This is a genomic window from Shouchella xiaoxiensis, from assembly GCF_016907895.1.
Classification (GTDB): Bacteria; Bacillota; Bacilli; order Bacillales; family Bacillaceae_D; genus Shouchella; species Shouchella xiaoxiensis.
In genome coordinates this window covers 35,256-51,405 of sequence record NZ_JAFBCV010000014.1, presented here as the reverse complement: position 1 = coordinate 51,405, position 16,150 = coordinate 35,256, and the positions used below count along the sequence as shown (strand labels likewise).

The following is a 16,150-nucleotide window of genomic DNA, read 5'->3' as shown; positions in this document are numbered from 1 at the left end:
CCATTTCTCCTATCTATTCACACATCGTCTCAACCTGGGTAAATGATCCATCTAACTCCTCAAGGTTGTTCATACCGTTCTTGTTTTGAAGTACAACGTACGTTCCTTCGCTTCTCAGTTCTTTAGCACGATCATATGCCTCTTTTCGCCGCACTGAATCAAATACGATACACATTTTTTTATTTAGGACGAGACCATTTAAAGCCTCTGCTAATAAATCGACGCGCACACCAAATCCCGTTGCAGAGCCTCTCCTGCCAAAATTCTCTAATAATCCATCGTATCGACCACCACTGCCTATTGGTTGAGCCGTCTTTTCATGATAGATTTCAAAGACGCAGCCTGTATAATATTCCATATGGAGAACAACGCTTAAATCGATAATCGAATGAGTATCTAGCCCTTCATCAATTAACACTTGCCATAATCTCCTTAATTCATTAACGGATTGCTTTCCCTCTTGTGAATAAACAAGCTCAGCGGCTTGATCCAAAACGGCAACACCGCCTCGTAACTCCGTTAACATAAATAAACGATCTCGATCTGCTGGGGTTAGTTCTAACGATAAGACGAACTCCCGAAATCCAACATCATTTTTTTCGTAAAGATAACGTCGCAATGCTTCCGCATCTTCTTCAGATGAGAGAATCTCTTTAAACACGCTATTTAAAAAATGAATATGTCCAATTGCTACTTGAAAATTTGTTAACCCTGTCTCAATGAGCGCCTCTTGCAACAGGACAAGTACTTCCTCATCACTGCTCCCTGATGCATCCCCAATTAATTCAACACCAACTTGATCAAACTCAGCTGGCTTACCCCCTTCTACTTGCTGCGCACGGTATAAGCTAGAATAATAGGACAGCCTAATGGGATAAGGGACTTGTTTCATTGTCGAAGAGACAAGCCGAGCGATAGGAGCGGTCATATCAGGTCTAAGTACCAAAGTTTGACCATTAAAATCAATTAATTTAAATAATTGCTTATCCGCAATGGCTGATGCCCGTCCTACCGTTTCAAAATATTCTAAAGCGGGAGTCTGTACTTGGTCATAGCCCCACTGTTTCACTACGTTTAAAAAGCGATTAGCTGCTTGGTTTTTATGCTGAAATGCTTGAGGTGTTACATCTCTCATTCCAATTGGTTTTTCAAATGTAAATGGTTGTGCCATAGTAAACTCTCCTTCACACTATATACCGACGCTTTATTTCGCTAAATCACTAACGAAGTAAAGTTTTTTAATAGTTTACATTTTACACGCTAAAAAGTCAACATCTAAAAAGACCGCCCTGGCTATTGAGAGCGGTCTCGAATGAGTTGCATGGGATTACCAGCGACAAACGTCCCTGGAGCAACATTTTTATGTACAACGGTTCCTGCGCCAATAATGGCATAGTCACCAATTGTCACACCAGGGAGGATGGTACAATTCGCACCAATCATAACATGACTGCCGATGTTCACATCCCCTAGACGGTATTCTTTAATTAAATATTCATGTGCCAGTATCGTTGTATTGTAGCCGATGATGGTATTAGAACCAACCGTTATTCGTTCTGGGAACATCGCATCAACCATGACCATCAAAGCAAATGCGGTATGATCTCCCACTTTCATTCGCAAAAACGTTCTGTAAAGCCAGTTCTTGAATGATAGTGAAGGAGAAACCCGAGCTAATTGGCTAATGATAAAGATTTTGACAACCTTCCAAAAAGAAACCGTTCGATAGAGTTGCCATAGAGAATTTGTTTCTTCAACAGGATAACGTTCCGTTTGCCGACTCATGATTGTTCCACAATATGAATTAGATCTGTCATTGAATCTAAGATGTAATCCGGTTCTAGAGACTCTATATACGATCTCCCTTTAATTGCCCAACCAACAGCTGCCGTTTTTGTCCCTGCATTTTTTCCAGCTTCAATATCATGCGAATTATCTCCAACCATCAAGGTCTTATCAGGAGTAGATTGAAGTTGTTCAAGAGCCTTAAACAATGGCTCTGGATGCGGCTTTTCATGTTGAACATGGTCCAACCCAACCAGCACATCAAAGTAACGATCAAGTCCAGTAAGCTTAAGTCCCATTAATGCAGTTTGACTAATTTTCGTTGTCACAATCGCCAGCTTAAAGCCTTGAGCATGTAACTGTTTAATGCCTTCTAGAACGCCAGGAAAAATGACGACAAGTTCATCGTGATGTTTATGATTGTATTGTCTGTATTTCGTTATGAATTGGTCTGTTTTCGTTGCATTAATGCTTGAAAACGTCTCATATAAGGAAGGACCAATAAAAGGTAGAACAGTTTCTCTTGTATATTTACCTGGATAATCCTCTTCAAGTGTATGGATAAACGAGCGAATAATTAGCTCGTTTGTATCAATTAGTGTTCCATCTAAATCAAACAAAATGGTATTAATGCTCATATGCCGTGTCCTTTCTATAAACTCCAGCTTTTTTCTTCTCCAACTGATTCCAAATACGTGATATGGCAATCGTTAATAAGAGCGCTGTGACAACACGTATAACAAGTAGTGGCCAAACTGGTATACCTAAAACGAGAAAAACAACCGTATCTTCAACAACCGCATGACAGGCAACGAGAAAAATAAAAACAATGTATAAATCCTTCTTTTTTACCCGATCCTGTTTGACCGCCTCAATCATGACCCCGGCGCCATAAGCAAGACCAATTGTTAAGCCTGATGCTAACGTAACAGATGTATTTCGATCAACACCAATTAATCTCGTTAGTGGCGTTAGCCATCTTGAAATGACTTGAAGCCATCCTCTTTCTCTCATTACCTGTACAATTAACATCAGCGGTATGACAATAAGTGCGAGCTGAACTACACCCCAGAATGCCGTTTGAATTCCAACCATTGTTATCGCAAGCCAACCCGAAGCTTCAGCGCCGGCTGTCGCTGAAGACGCTAAACCATAAACCGCTTGTTCACTACCTCCACTCCAAACCAAATGAATCACAAACGCTGAAAATAAGGCAAGAAAGACACGAACCGCAATAATGGGGGCTACTTTAATCCCTACCTTTGACGCGACTGCTGATTCAATAATGAGGTTGTGCGAAAAAGAAAGCATGATTGCTAGGATAAAAACTTCTTTTACCGTTAGTTCAAGTGATAGAATAGCTCCAATCCCAGCAAATAGGTTAAGAGCATTCCCAACAACAAGGGGGATTGCAGCTTCACCAGGCAAGCCAATTAGATTCATTAAAGGGGCTATTTGTCCTGCAATCCATTCAAGTACTGGCGTATACCCTAGCAAAGTAACAAACAATGTAACGGGAAAGATAATTTTTCCAAGTGTCCAAGTAGTTGCCAAGCCTGATAGTAAACCTCTTTTGACCACTCCCATTAAAACCCTTCTTTCTCTCTACTGCTTTTTACCATCCGTATCTAAATAACGTGGTGGCTTTACAACAATTCTCCGGTACACCCACAAGATGATTGCAAGTGCGATTAAAACAAGAGATATAAATTGTGCTGTACGCAATGTTTCACCAATTAATAAATAGTCTAGACGAATTCCTTCAATAAAGAAGCGTCCGACGGAATACCAAATCATGTAGCTAAAGAACAGTTCACCTTGGCGCAAGTTTGCTTTTCTTAACAGTATTAGGATGACCACTCCAACTAGACTCCAAAGCGACTCATATAAAAATGTCGGATGATAATAGGTGCCATTTATGTACATTTGGTTTATGATCCACTCCGGTAAAAACAAACCCTCTAGAAATTCTCGAGAGACTTCTCCTCCATACACTTCTTGGTTAACAAAATTTCCCCAGCGACCGATTGCCTGACCAATTAAGATGGCTGGTGCTGCTACGTCAGCAATTTTCCAGAAAGACAATCCTTTTACTCTTGCAAAAATAATCGCAGTCAGAACCGCTCCAATTAAGGCTCCATGGATTGCAATTCCGCCTTCACGAATGTTAAAAACACTTAATGGACTATCCGCAAACTGATCCCAGCGGAAAATGACATAATACACACGTGCTGAGATAATCGATATAGGCAAAGCCCAAACAAGCAGGTCAGCAAATGTTTCTTTAGGCAAGCCCCGCTTTTCACTCTCATAACGCACCCATAGATAGGCTACCCCAATTCCGATTAAAATTAAAACGGCATACCAGTAAATTGTAATTGGTCCTAATGAAATAAATTCACGTCCAATTGGTTGAATTTGATCTTCCATGGTTTTCCCCTCTCACTTAAACCTCATTGTCACCTTGCTCGATTACTTGCGTCAATCGCTCCGAAAACTCCTGTGCCGCATTAAAGCCTAGTCGTTTTAAGCGAAAATTCATTGCTGCGACCTCAATAATAACAGCTAAATTTCGACCTGGACGAACCGGAATCGTTAACTTCGTAATCTCAGTATCAAAGATCTTCATCTTATCTTCTTCAAGTCCTAACCGGTCATATGCTTTTTTCTGATCCCACAACTCTAAATTCATGCACAAACTAATGCGCTTAAACGGACGTACCGCACCTGCACCAAAAAGTGTCATCACATTTATAATACCTAATCCACGAATTTCCAACAAATGTTGCAACAATGGTGGCGGATGTCCGACTAACGTATCTTCATTTTGCTGACGAATTTCAACTGAATCATCGGCAACTAGACGATGACCACGTCGAACAAGGTCCAATGCCGTTTCACTTTTTCCGACACCACTTCCACCTGTAATTAAAACACCAATTCCATATATATCTACTAGAACACCATGCACCGCTGTGACCGGCGCAAGCTCGCTTTCAAGAAAGTTTGTGACGCGACTACTTAATTGAGTTGTTGTTAGTGTTGATCGAAGAACTGGAACGTCACGCATATTCGCTGCTTTAATTAATTGATCAGGGGCTTCTAAACCACGTGACAAAATAATACCTGGCGTATCATATGTACACAGTTTCGTCATTCGTTCTTCCTTTTCTTGATCAGAAAGCGACTTTAAGAAAGACAGTTCCGTTCGTCCAATTAACTGAAGTCGACGGGCTGGATAATACGTAAAAAAACCAGCCATTTCAATTCCTGGTCTCGAAATGTCGCTCGTTGTAATCGGTCGGTATATCCCTTCTTCTCCAGCTAGTAGTTCAAACTGGAATTTTTCAATAATATCATTTGCTGTAACTTTTGACACCACTTTCACCTCGTTCAAAAATAGACCTGTTTTTATACTAGCCATATTGTAGCATGATTTTATAAAGACTCCTAAATGAGATCAAAAAAAAGACTGTGAAATTCACAGTCTTTTACGATCGTTTTACAGGATTAATTAAGATTGCCTGGAAAAGCGCAATGATGATGGCAGCAAGTAAAGCAATACCAAAGCCATCTATGATAAAGGAAGAACCCATTAACCACGCTGTGAGCATCAGTGTTAATGCACTAATAACAAATAAAAATAACCCCAAGGTAATAATGGTAATAGGGAGCGTTAGTATGGTTAACAGTGGCTTAACTGTCCAGTTAAGAATGCTTAAAATAAGCGCGGCAATAATTGCTGCTCCGAAGCCACTAAGCGTAAAACCTGAAAATAATTCAGATAGAAGCCATAAAACGAGCGCGTTTAAAAGAAGACCAATTAGCCATCTCATTGATGTATACCTCCTACTCTGCTGGCATAATAATTGTAGCAACAATATACGCAATAGCAACTGGCCAAAACGTACTAATAATTGCTAGAATAACAGCTATTAGCCGAATTAATGTTGGGTCTACACCGAAATAGCGTCCAATCCCAGCACACACACCAGTAATGACTCGTTTATCTTGTGATCGTGTTAATTGTTTCATATAGTCACCTTTCATTTAGACAAACATTGTCTTATTTATCCTCCACAGTAATTGTACCTGTGTTAGCGACAGCATGCACTTTAATACGCTTTGATTGTGCCTGATTCGCAGAAACTTGCATGTATCTCTGAGCAAATTCTTTTTTCTCATCAATGATTTCTGCATCCGAAAGACGATTTCGGATTGACCCCACGTTTGATTTTAATTTCCCTTCAAAACGAATTTGGTCGGAAACAAGTATTTTCACACTACCTGTTGTTGTCTTAATGTCCAGATAACCTGTTTCAACAGAATCATTCACATGATAATTAATTGTACCATTTAGCGTTTCAATATCCGCATCTTCAGCTGCACCATCAACTTTTATCGAACCGTTTAAGGTTTTTGCATAAAGAGATCCAATTGAATGACCTTCACAAGAAATGCTTCCGTTTGACGTTTCCATCATCGCTTTTTTAGCAACTAGGTCCGCTGTTTTTATCGAGCCATTCGTTGTTGATGCATCAAACAAGTCTGTTTTTATCGATTCCCCGTTAAGTGAGCCGTTAAACGCGTATAATTTAACATTCTCATATGAAGCTTCAGGTACATATAAAACGACATTTACTTTCATTGCCTTTGATTTTGTTTCAAAAGACACTTTTTCTTCAGTTGCAGAAAAGACCGAGTCTTTTAAGAGAGATTCTCTTGCTTCTTCTTCATCTTTCGCCTTATAAACTTTTGCTTCACACTCAAGCCGAATATCTTCTTTTTCCCAAGGCACGACTTGAACCGATCCATTTTCTAAAGAAACATAAACCGATTTCGGTATAATCCCTTGATGTTGAAAAACATGATCTACTTCGGTAACAGAACCAAAGTTAAAATCAAGGTCTCCTTCACGAACTTTTTGAAATGCTGATTCAAAGAAACTAGTAAATCTCGAAAATGGCGTTTCTTCAGGATCTGCCGATGTTTGTTTATAACTTTTTGATTCATTGTCCGATCGATTATGACCATCCGTTTGTTCAGGCTCTTGTTTATCTTTTCCTAATGAATCAAGTAGTTTCAGCCCTTCTTCAGCAGATATCTTTCCATCTTCAATCATTTTTAATATCATTTTACGTTCTTCCACAGCGATCGCTCCCTTTGCTTATAGAATACTTTAATCTTATTACGTAAAAGCTAGGCAACATGTTTCATGTTTCATCAAACTTTTTGACTGATTGCTTCGAGACGTGCATCCAGACGAGCTTTATCACGTTCTAAAATCGGTTTCAAATAGCGCCCCGTATACGATTCTTCTACCTCTGCCACTTCCTCAGGTGTTCCCTCGGCTACAATTATTCCACCACCAAGACCGCCCTCTGGCCCAAGATCCACAATGTGATCAACGGTTTTTATTACATCAAGATTATGCTCAATCACTAAAACCGTATCGCCATTATCTACTAAGCGTTGCAGAACACTTAATAAGCGATCAATATCATCAACATGAAGGCCAGTGGTTGGTTCATCAAGTATATATAATGTTCTTCCTGTTGGGCGTTTGTGAAGTTGAGAGGCTAGTTTTACACGCTGCGCTTCACCCCCAGATAGTGTTGTTGCTGGTTGACCGAGACGGATATAGCCCAGACCAACATCAATTAACGTTTGAATCTTGCGTTTTATTTTAGGGATACTTGCAAAAAATTCAACGCCTTCCTCCACCGTCATTGAGAGGACATCTGCAATTGTTTTTCCTTTATACGTTACTTCAAGCGTCTCACGGTTGTAGCGCCTCCCGTGACAAATTTCACAAGGAACGTAAACATCAGGTAAAAAGTGCATTTCAATCTTTATAATCCCATCGCCTTTACAAGCCTCACAGCGACCACCTTTTACATTAAAGCTAAATCGACCTTTTTTATAGCCGCGAACTTTCGCTTCGTTTGTTAATGCAAATACGTCTCGAATGTCATCAAATACACTCGTATACGTCGCTGGATTTGAACGCGGCGTTCGTCCAATTGGTGATTGGTCAATATCAATCACTTTATCCATTAAATCAACGCCAACAATTTCTTTGTGTTTACCAGGCTTTTGCTTCGCTCGATGAATTTTTTGAGCCAATGCTTTATGAACAATTTCATTAACTAGAGTACTTTTTCCAGAACCAGAAACACCGGTTACTGCAATAAATACACCAAGTGGAAATGCTACATCTACTTGTTTTAAATTATTTGCTTCAGCTTTCTTAACGACAAACTTTCGCTCAGAAAGTGGTCTTCTTTCCGAAGGTACAGGGATAAATTTAGCACCAGATAAGTATTGACCGGTTAAAGAATTCGCGTTCTCTATTAATTCCGTTGGCGTTCCTTCCGCCGTTATATACCCTCCATGAACACCTGCGCCTGGACCAATGTCAATAATATGATCCGCAGCGAGCATTGTATCTTCATCGTGTTCAACAACAATTAACGTATTGCCAAGATCTCTCATTCGCTTTAGTGTTTCAATTAATCGATCATTATCGCGCTGATGCAGTCCAATGGAAGGTTCATCTAAAATATATAAAACGCCCATTAATGAGGAACCAATTTGAGTAGCTAAGCGAATTCGTTGTGCTTCTCCACCTGACAATGTGCCCGCCGCTCTGGAAAGGGTTAAATAATCAAGTCCTACGTTAATGAGGAACCCTATTCGATCCTCTATCTCTTTTAAAATTAATCGGGAAATCGCTCGATCTTTTTCCGATAAATCGAGTTTGCTAATGAATGATAATGCATCTGTACATGACATTTGACTTACTGAACCAATATGCTTTTCACCAACAAATACAGCAAGTGATTCTTTCTTTAGCCGAAATCCTTTACACGTTGGGCAATGTTTCTGTCCCATATATGCTTCCATTTGTTCACGAATGTAATCAGAACTTGTTTCACGGTATCGTCTACTTATGTTAGCCAATACACCTTCAAACACAATCATATGCTCACGAACGCGACCAAAGTCATTTTCATAGTGAAAAAAGATTTTTTCTTTTCCACTTCCATTTAAAATGATGTTTTGCTGTTTTTCTGGTAACTTTTCAAAAGGAACATTCATATCAATGCTAAAATGTTCACAGATTGCTTGTAACAACTGTGGGTAATACGTTGAGCTTGTAGGCTCCCAAGGCGCAACTGCCCCATCATTTAGTGAACGAGAAGCATCCGGTATAACTAGCTCACTATCCACTTCAAGCTTGACCCCAAGACCATCACAGGATTGACAAGCACCATACGGACTATTAAATGAAAATGCTCGAGGTTCAAGTTCTGGAATAGAAAATCCACACTCTGGGCAAGCATGATGCTGGCTAAATAATAGCTCTTCCCCGTCGATGATATCAACCAAAACTCTTCCATCAGCAAGCGACAGTGCTGTTTCCAAGGAATCAGCAATGCGGGTTTGCACACCCTCTTTAATCACGATTCGATCAATAATCACTTCAATTTGATGTTTTTTATTTTTGTCTAATTCGATTTCCTCTGCCGCTTCATGCATTTCACCATTTACGCGGACTCGAACGTAACCATCTTTTTTAATCTGTTCAAATACTTTAGTATGGGTTCCTTTTCGTCCAGAAACGACTGGAGCAAGAATCTGCATTTTTGTTCTCTCGGGGTACTCCATTATTTGGTCGACCATTTGTTGGATTGTCTGAGATGTAATTTCAATTCCATGTTTCGGGCAAATTGGCTTCCCAATTCGAGCGTATAGTAAGCGTAAATAATCATGGATTTCCGTTACTGTACCAACAGTTGATCTAGGATTTCGGCTCGTTGTTTTTTGATCAATGGAAATGGCAGGAGATAATCCTTCAATAGAATCAACATCTGGTTTATCCATTTGACCAAGAAATTGACGAGCATATGCTGATAATGACTCGACATAGCGCCTCTGACCTTCAGCGTAAATCGTATCAAAAGCAAGCGATGATTTTCCTGATCCAGATAAACCTGTAAGCACAACAAGCTTTCCTCTAGGAATAGAAACATCCATATTTTTTAAATTGTTGGAACGCGCTCCTTTAACTACTATATGTTCATGTGCCATCATGTCATCCTTCCGCTTTAAGTTCTAACAGCATATCACGAAGCTCGGCAGCTCGTTCAAAGTTCAAGCCTTTAGCCGCTTCTTTCATCTCTTGTTCCACTCGTTCAATCGTTGCTAAGCGTTCTTTTTTAGACAACTTTTGTTGTGGAACTGGGTTATAATCACCAGAATCTTCCGCTGCATAGGTTGCTTGTACGACATCTGGTATTCGTTTCTGGATAGTTCTAGGCGTAATTCCATGCTTCTCGTTGAACGCTTGCTGAATTTCCCGTCGTCTCTGCGTCTCACTTATCGCTACTGTCATTGAGTTCGTCATCTTATCTGCATACATGATGACACGCCCATTTTCGTTTCGAGCAGCTCGACCGATGGTTTGGATTAAAGAACGTTCCGCCCGTAAAAACCCTTCTTTGTCAGCATCTAAGATCGTTACTAATGAAACTTCTGGAATATCTAATCCCTCACGTAACAAGTTGATTCCAATTAAAACGTCAAATGTCCCCATTCTTAATTGACGGATAATCTCTAAGCGCTCAAGTGTTTTCACTTCAGAGTGAAGGTATCGTACTTTAATCCCTATTTCCTTAAGATAATCAGCTAGATCTTCTGACATTTTCTTAGTCAAAGTCGTGACAAGAACTCGCTCGTTCTTTTTCACTTGCTCATGAATCTCGCCTATTAAATCATCTATCTGCCCTTCAATCGGTCTGACTTCAATAGGCGGATCTAATAATCCAGTAGGACGTATAATTTGCTCAACCATCTCCGGTGTGTGCTCTAACTCATATTGACCTGGTGTTGCGGAAACATAAACGGATTGCCCGACCTTTTCTTGAAACTCTTCAAACCGTAATGGACGGTTATCAAGAGCGGAAGGTAAGCGAAAACCGTGATTAACTAGTATTTCTTTCCTCGCTCTGTCACCATTGAACATTCCTCGCACTTGAGGAAGCGTGACGTGTGATTCATCAACAATCAACAGAAAATCATCAGGAAAGAAATCAAGTAGCGTATAAGGTACTGCGCCCGCACCTCTTAATGTGAGGTGGCGTGAATAGTTTTCAATTCCCGAACAAAAACCCATCTCTGCCATCATTTCTAAATCATATCTTGTCCGCTGTTCAAGTCGCTGTGCTTCTAAAAGTTTGCCATCCTCATGCATTTCTTTTAAACGTTCTTCTAATTCTGTTTCTATATTTGTTATCGCTTTTTTCATTTTTTCTTCACGGGTAACGAAGTGAGAAGCTGGAAAGATTGATACATGGTTCCGCTCTCCCTTTATTTCGCCAGTTAAAGCATCTACCTCTGTCATTCGATCAATTTCATCACCAAAAAATTCGACACGAATACACTGCTCATCTCTTGATGCCGGAAAAATTTCTACAACATCACCACGAACACGAAACGTACCACGGATGAAGTTCAAATCGTTGCGATCATATTGAATGTCTACTAGTCTTCTTAATAATTCATTGCGATCTATTTCCATCCCAGTCCGAATCGAAAGAACGAGGTCGCGATATTCTTCAGGTGAACCTAATCCGTAAATACACGAGACACTTGCTATAATAATGACATCGCGACGTTCAAATAGAGAACTTGTCGCTGAGTGCCGCAGTTTATCAATTTCATCATTAATACTCGCATCTTTTTCAATAAAAGTGTCGGAGGATGGGACATAAGCCTCTGGCTGATAGTAATCATAATAACTGACAAAATACTCAACAGCATTGTTAGGAAAAAACTGTTTAAACTCACTATATAACTGCCCAGCAAGCGTTTTATTATGAGCCATAATTAACGTTGGCTTATTTACAGCTTGAATAACGTTTGACATGGTAAATGTCTTTCCCGTTCCCGTTGCACCTAACAATGTTTGATGCTTGTCACCATTCTGTATCGCTTTAACAATCTTTTCAATTGCTTTCGGTTGATCTCCTTGAGGAGAATAATCTGATACTAGTTGAAACGTTTGATCCATAACTTGTTGGTGCTAATACCACTAACACGATGGTAATTAGCGTCCTTCCTCCTTCACTAGACAATTGATGACTATTTATTCCCTGATCAAAAACAGATAAAACCTCTACAAATAAATCGTTTTATAAACAGATGTTCGCTTTATTATAGCATAGATGCACCTTATTACACATCATTTAAGCGAACGCACGTGCGATTTATTCAATCTATTATTTTCCAATAAGCAATACACTAGACGAATAGGTAAACCTAAGGTATGATAATATCGCGAATATAAAAATGAATAGGTATCTTCGGGGCAGGTGAAAATCCTGACCGGCGGTTAAAGCCCGCGACTCCTAATGTATATTAGGACTGATTTGGTGAAATTCCAAGGCCGACGGTTAAAGTCCGGATGGGAGAAGATCAATAAATAAAACATGGTACAACCTTGTTCTATTTAGCTAGCCCTGAAGTTGAATGTCAATTTCAGGGCTCTTTGATTTCTTTTGAAGACCTTTTCTAGAAAAAGGAGCTTAGCGTAAGTGGAACAACAACAACGAACACACAAGACGTTTTGGTTTATTGTCATTGGAGCGGCATTTTGGGGCATAAACCCGCTATTCCGACTGCTACTACTTGATACGATGACATCCTTGCAAATCGTATTTATCGAGCACATTATCTTAGCTTTTATTGCAATACCGATCTTATGGAAATTCAGGACAGATCTCTCTAAATTAGCGTTTCGCGATATCGGTGCCTTATTATTCATATCTTGGGGCGGTTCAGCCATTGCTACATTGCTCTTTACTCAAGGACTGACGATCGCTTCATCAAATGGCGAAATTAATTCTGTGCTTTTATTACAAAAACTTCAGCCATTGTTTGCGATTACTTTGGCTCACTTCTTATTAAAAGAACGCTTACCAAAAGGCTTCGGCTATTATGTTCCTATTGCTTTATTTGGGACATATTTATTAACTTTTGGTTTTTCCGTTCCTATTGGCTCATCATCAGATGTCCTACAACTAGGTAGTTTATTTGCAATTGGTGCAGCTGCATTATGGGGCGGATCAACTGTAATGGGGCGAATCCTCCTCAAAAAATGTCGTTATGAAACGGTAACTGCCTTGCGCTTCTTATTAGCATTACCTTTATTAGGTGTTCTAATAACTGTTTCTCCAGATGCTTGGAATACGCCTGCAACGGGAATTGCTTTTACATTTATAGCGCTTAATTTACTTGCATCCGCTCTATTACCTGGTCTAGTTTCCATGCTTCTCTATTATCGTGGATTGCAATCAGTTAAAGCATCTGTTGCGACAATAGCTGAACTCAGCTTTCCAATGACTGGATTACTTGTATCTTGGGTTACGTTGGAAGAACGCGTAACCATTGCACAATTAATTGGATTTGCTTTAATTTGGATTGTGCTCTACCGAATCTCAAGACAACAAGATGCAATCTCAACACTTCCTCCAATTAAGAAAAGGCAGACATTATCTACAGAGCCTAAATAAAAAATGATTGTAAAAAAGCTTCAAGAAGTTGTCCACTTCTTGAAGCTTTTTTTACGATTAAATAACTGAGTCAGATAGTTTTTCACGTTTCCGAACAAGCAAAACACCTAATTGATAATGTTCCCCACTGTACAAAGGTCCTTTTACAAACCGCTTTTCTCCTTGAAGGTCTTTTACTTCTAATTTGCAATAAACCGGGTTAACTTGCAAAGCTTTGTAAAGGGAGGTTTCATCTGATACTGTTTGACCATTTACTCTCACCACTTCTTCACCAATCTGTATAGCCATTTTTTCAGCAGGACTTCCCGGTAACACGCCAACGACCTTACAACTTCTTTGCTCCTCTGTAAAAAAAGCGGCTTCTGTACGGCTTTTAATAACTAAAGAAAGATGAAATCCAATTTGCACCATCAGCGCACCACCCAATGTTGCGAGAAAAAGCCATTCGTTTTGGAAAAAAAACATAAAAACCGTTGGGACAACTAGTCCCACTGCTAAAGTAGCTGACTTTCTTGCTTGGTTTGTAATAAATACAGAAGGTAATGATCGAACTGTATGACCAAAACCAAAGATAAAGGGAAGGATGATTGGCTGCAAACCAGCCCCGTTTACATTAAAAACTGGCCAATAGGTAAAGCTCGGTATCATTCCTTCTGGTATAAATAATATAAGTGGTACGATCCATAATCGCTTTATACGATGTATTCCTACAAATCGCCCACGCTTCCCTTCTTCAATTTGAGGAGATGTTAACTTAGCACCATTCTTATAGATCAAACCAGCATGGACTAAAAGCAAGATAATTGTAAATGCCATTATACTAGCATAAGGAGGAATGTCACCCGGTGACACTATCATCCACGTTGGTAAAGATACATAAGGTAAACAGATAAAAAACACCGTAGCCAAACTCATTATGTATATCGGTGATTGAGAGCTTAACTGTCCAGTTAGCAGCAGTGTAGCTGACGCCAGCCCAACTAAAACGAGTAATTGAACAGGAAAAACCATTCCTAGGGCTAACAGAATGACACTAGCAGATATTCCCGCTAATAAAGAAGGAAAAAAGCTTACAATGTACTCTGCACGCTTAGCGTAAACTCTCGTATGGAAAGAATTGCGCTCTTGCTTTACTCGCACCACCGCACTGATAGCCATGACAATTATACCTATGTAAACTAATGGGTGAAGAATCAACGTCGCTAGTGCAATAAAAATTGTTTCCATCATCTCTATTTTCACCCCTTATCAAAAAGGGTATCTGCTTCTTAGCAGCAGATACCCTAAACGTTTAGTTCAATCCAATTTTACTCAGATGCTTGTTCTATTAGTACTTCAATCGCACGATTTAGTTGTGCATCGTTTTCATTATCCCGCATATGTGAAAGAATTTCTTCCTGTAACTTTGAAGCCGTTTCTTCTGTTAATTTGCCGTCTGAAGTTAGGTCATGTGTTTCTTGAAACTCTCTTACGGCTTCTTCTGTATTTTCATCAAAGTAACCGTCTACTCGCCCTGGATCAAAGCCTAAACCTTGCAACATATCTTGAGCTCGCCCAATTTGTTCAGAAACCTGATCAATTTCATAGGGCTCTTCTATCGATAAGGCAAATGAGTAAAAGTAATCAGGCTGATCTTGCTCGATAGTCGGCTCAACTCCCTCTTGGTCAATCGTGTTACCACCAGCAGTTAACCAACGGTCCGTCGTAATCTTTAATGCACTGCCATCATTCATTTGAATGGATTTTTGGACCGTTCCTTTTCCAAATGTTGTTGTACCAACTAAATCATACTCACCAGATTCTTTTAATGCAGCAGCTAAAATCTCTGAAGCAGAAGCACTACTTTGATTAATTAAGCCAACAATTGGATATGGTTTTTTTCCTTCCATTTGCGAATGATAGGTTTCAATTTCGCCATCACCGTGCTCAATCTGAACAACTGGTTTCTCATCTGGAATTAGTAAGTTCCCTATGTTTTGAGCACCGTCTAAGTAGCCACCTGGATTGCCTCGGACATCAACAATTAATCCATCAATTCCATCAGCTTCTAATTCTTGTAGCAATTGGTCAAATTGACTACCAACATCTTCAGCGAAAGAAGTAATTTCCAATCGACCTATTGTCATCCCGTTTTGTTCGAATGTATCCGAGCGAACGGAATCTATTTGAATTCGATCTCTTTCAATTTCGACATCAAAAGGATTCGTTTGACCGCTTCTTTGGATCGTTAATGTAACACTTGTTCCACCTTCACCACGAATAAGCGCAACGGCTTCATTAACAGACCAGCCTTCTATCGATTCTCCATCAATCTCAACAATTGCATCATTAGGTAATAAACCTGCACGCTCAGCAGGAGATTCACGCATTGGAGAAATAATCGATACATTTCCATCAATCATTCCTACTTCGGCACCAATTCCTTCAAAATGAGAACTAAGCGATTCCTGGAAACTTGTTGCAGAACTTACATCCATATAATCAGAAAATGGATCATCTAAAGTCTCCACCATTCCGTTAATGGCACCTTCAATTAGTTTTTGTCGATCAACTTCAGAAACATAATTCCCCTCAATTGTCGCCAATGCCAATTCGAATTTCTCCATTAGTTCATCATCATTTAAAATAACTTCTGGAATTTCTTGGGTTTCATTCTGTTCATTTGATCCCGCAGGAGTAGGTGAACCAAAATCGACACCATCATTTATAAAGAAAAATCCCGAGATCGCAACAATTACGATAACCGACAACGTAAAAAGTAGTTGTTTGACCTTCAAATTGTCCACACT

Annotated in this window: 14 protein-coding genes and 1 riboswitch; of the genes, 1 reads left to right on the top strand and 13 read right to left on the bottom strand. The window is 39.6% G+C overall.

The genetic code is table 11. From position 1 onward, the window contains the following. Nucleotides 1-13: 13 nt before the first annotated feature. The 11 genes from JOC54_RS18215 to uvrB all read right to left on the bottom strand — a co-directional run bounded on the left by JOC54_RS18215 (nucleotide 14) and on the right by uvrB (nucleotide 11,860). Nucleotides 14-1,171 carry an ATP phosphoribosyltransferase regulatory subunit gene (locus JOC54_RS18215; RefSeq protein ID WP_204468080.1) on the bottom strand — a complete coding sequence of 386 codons (1,158 nt, stop codon included), beginning with the start codon at nucleotides 1,169-1,171 and terminating at the stop codon, nucleotides 14-16. Nucleotides 1,172-1,293: 122 nt separating this feature from the next. Continuing rightward, on the bottom strand, nucleotides 1,294-1,785 hold the full coding sequence (locus JOC54_RS18210) for an acyltransferase (RefSeq protein ID WP_204468078.1): 492 nt from the start codon (nucleotides 1,783-1,785) through the stop codon (nucleotides 1,294-1,296). Beyond that, nucleotides 1,782-2,423, bottom strand: a complete 642-nt coding sequence (ppaX, locus tag JOC54_RS18205; RefSeq protein WP_204468076.1) for a pyrophosphatase PpaX — start codon at nucleotides 2,421-2,423, stop codon at nucleotides 1,782-1,784. The genes JOC54_RS18210 and ppaX overlap by 4 nt, the downstream gene beginning before the upstream one ends. Beyond that, nucleotides 2,413-3,372: a nucleoside recognition domain-containing protein gene (locus JOC54_RS18200; RefSeq protein WP_204468074.1), complete on the bottom strand. Its 960-nt coding sequence runs from the start codon at nucleotides 3,370-3,372 to the stop codon at nucleotides 2,413-2,415. Before JOC54_RS18200 ends, ppaX begins: the two co-directional genes overlap by 11 nt. Before the next feature lie 18 nt (nucleotides 3,373-3,390). Then, entirely contained in the window at nucleotides 3,391-4,215 is an 825-nt protein-coding gene (gene lgt / locus JOC54_RS18195; protein ID WP_204468072.1) for a prolipoprotein diacylglyceryl transferase, read from the bottom strand. A 16-nt stretch (nucleotides 4,216-4,231) separates the two neighbouring features. Next, nucleotides 4,232-5,164: an HPr(Ser) kinase/phosphatase gene (gene hprK / locus JOC54_RS18190; RefSeq protein ID WP_035420558.1), complete on the bottom strand. Its 933-nt coding sequence runs from the start codon at nucleotides 5,162-5,164 to the stop codon at nucleotides 4,232-4,234. Nucleotides 5,165-5,276: 112 nt separating this feature from the next. Beyond that, nucleotides 5,277-5,621: a phage holin family protein gene (locus JOC54_RS18185; protein WP_054793225.1), complete on the bottom strand. Its 345-nt coding sequence runs from the start codon at nucleotides 5,619-5,621 to the stop codon at nucleotides 5,277-5,279. A gap of 13 nt (nucleotides 5,622-5,634) precedes the next feature. After that, nucleotides 5,635-5,820, bottom strand: a complete 186-nt coding sequence (locus tag JOC54_RS18180; RefSeq protein ID WP_204468070.1) for a PspC domain-containing protein — start codon at nucleotides 5,818-5,820, stop codon at nucleotides 5,635-5,637. Between the two features lie 31 nt (nucleotides 5,821-5,851). After that, nucleotides 5,852-6,934 (bottom strand): DUF4097 family beta strand repeat-containing protein, encoded by a 1,083-nt coding sequence (locus JOC54_RS18175; RefSeq protein WP_204468068.1) that lies wholly within the window; start codon nucleotides 6,932-6,934, stop codon nucleotides 5,852-5,854. A gap of 74 nt (nucleotides 6,935-7,008) precedes the next feature. Beyond that, nucleotides 7,009-9,879, bottom strand: coding sequence for an excinuclease ABC subunit UvrA (gene uvrA, locus JOC54_RS18170; RefSeq protein ID WP_204468066.1), 2,871 nt, complete (start codon nucleotides 9,877-9,879; stop codon nucleotides 7,009-7,011). Nucleotides 9,880-9,883: 4 nt separating this feature from the next. Beyond that, nucleotides 9,884-11,860, bottom strand: coding sequence for an excinuclease ABC subunit UvrB (uvrB, locus tag JOC54_RS18165; protein ID WP_035420564.1), 1,977 nt, complete (start codon nucleotides 11,858-11,860; stop codon nucleotides 9,884-9,886). Nucleotides 11,861-12,144: 284 nt separating this feature from the next. Then, a riboswitch (FMN riboswitch) is annotated at nucleotides 12,145-12,269 on the top strand. 114 nt (nucleotides 12,270-12,383) lie between these two features. On the opposite strand from uvrB, the gene JOC54_RS18160 reads away from it, so the two are divergent. After that, nucleotides 12,384-13,361: a DMT family transporter gene (locus JOC54_RS18160; RefSeq protein ID WP_035420565.1), complete on the top strand. Its 978-nt coding sequence runs from the start codon at nucleotides 12,384-12,386 to the stop codon at nucleotides 13,359-13,361. Between the two features lie 57 nt (nucleotides 13,362-13,418). Here JOC54_RS18160 and JOC54_RS18155 read toward each other — a convergent pair whose 3' ends face one another. Next, nucleotides 13,419-14,591: a PDZ domain-containing protein gene (locus tag JOC54_RS18155; RefSeq protein ID WP_204468064.1), complete on the bottom strand. Its 1,173-nt coding sequence runs from the start codon at nucleotides 14,589-14,591 to the stop codon at nucleotides 13,419-13,421. Between the two features lie 77 nt (nucleotides 14,592-14,668). Beyond that, complete coding sequence (locus JOC54_RS18150) at nucleotides 14,669-16,147, bottom strand: S41 family peptidase (RefSeq protein WP_367617824.1); 1,479 nt, start codon at nucleotides 16,145-16,147, stop codon at nucleotides 14,669-14,671. Between the last annotated feature and the right edge of the window lie 3 nt (nucleotides 16,148-16,150).

Bases quoted from the DNA above. Each gene is read 5' to 3' on its own strand.
- JOC54_RS18215 (WP_204468080.1), bottom strand. From the start codon at position 1,171: ATGGCACAACCATTTACATTTGAAAAACCAATTGGAATGAGAGATGTA.
- JOC54_RS18210 (WP_204468078.1), bottom strand. From the start codon at position 1,785: ATGAGTCGGCAAACGGAACGTTATCCTGTTGAAGAAACAAATTCTCTA.
- ppaX (WP_204468076.1), bottom strand. From the start codon at position 2,423: ATGAGCATTAATACCATTTTGTTTGATTTAGATGGAACACTAATTGAT.
- JOC54_RS18200 (WP_204468074.1), bottom strand. From the start codon at position 3,372: ATGGGAGTGGTCAAAAGAGGTTTACTATCAGGCTTGGCAACTACTTGG.
- lgt (WP_204468072.1), bottom strand. From the start codon at position 4,215: ATGGAAGATCAAATTCAACCAATTGGACGTGAATTTATTTCATTAGGA.
- JOC54_RS18185 (WP_054793225.1), bottom strand. From the start codon at position 5,621: ATGAGATGGCTAATTGGTCTTCTTTTAAACGCGCTCGTTTTATGGCTT.
- JOC54_RS18180 (WP_204468070.1), bottom strand. From the start codon at position 5,820: ATGAAACAATTAACACGATCACAAGATAAACGAGTCATTACTGGTGTG.
- uvrA (WP_204468066.1), bottom strand. From the start codon at position 9,879: ATGGCACATGAACATATAGTAGTTAAAGGAGCGCGTTCCAACAATTTA.
- uvrB (WP_035420564.1), bottom strand. From the start codon at position 11,860: ATGGATCAAACGTTTCAACTAGTATCAGATTATTCTCCTCAAGGAGAT.
- JOC54_RS18155 (WP_204468064.1), bottom strand. From the start codon at position 14,591: ATGATGGAAACAATTTTTATTGCACTAGCGACGTTGATTCTTCACCCA.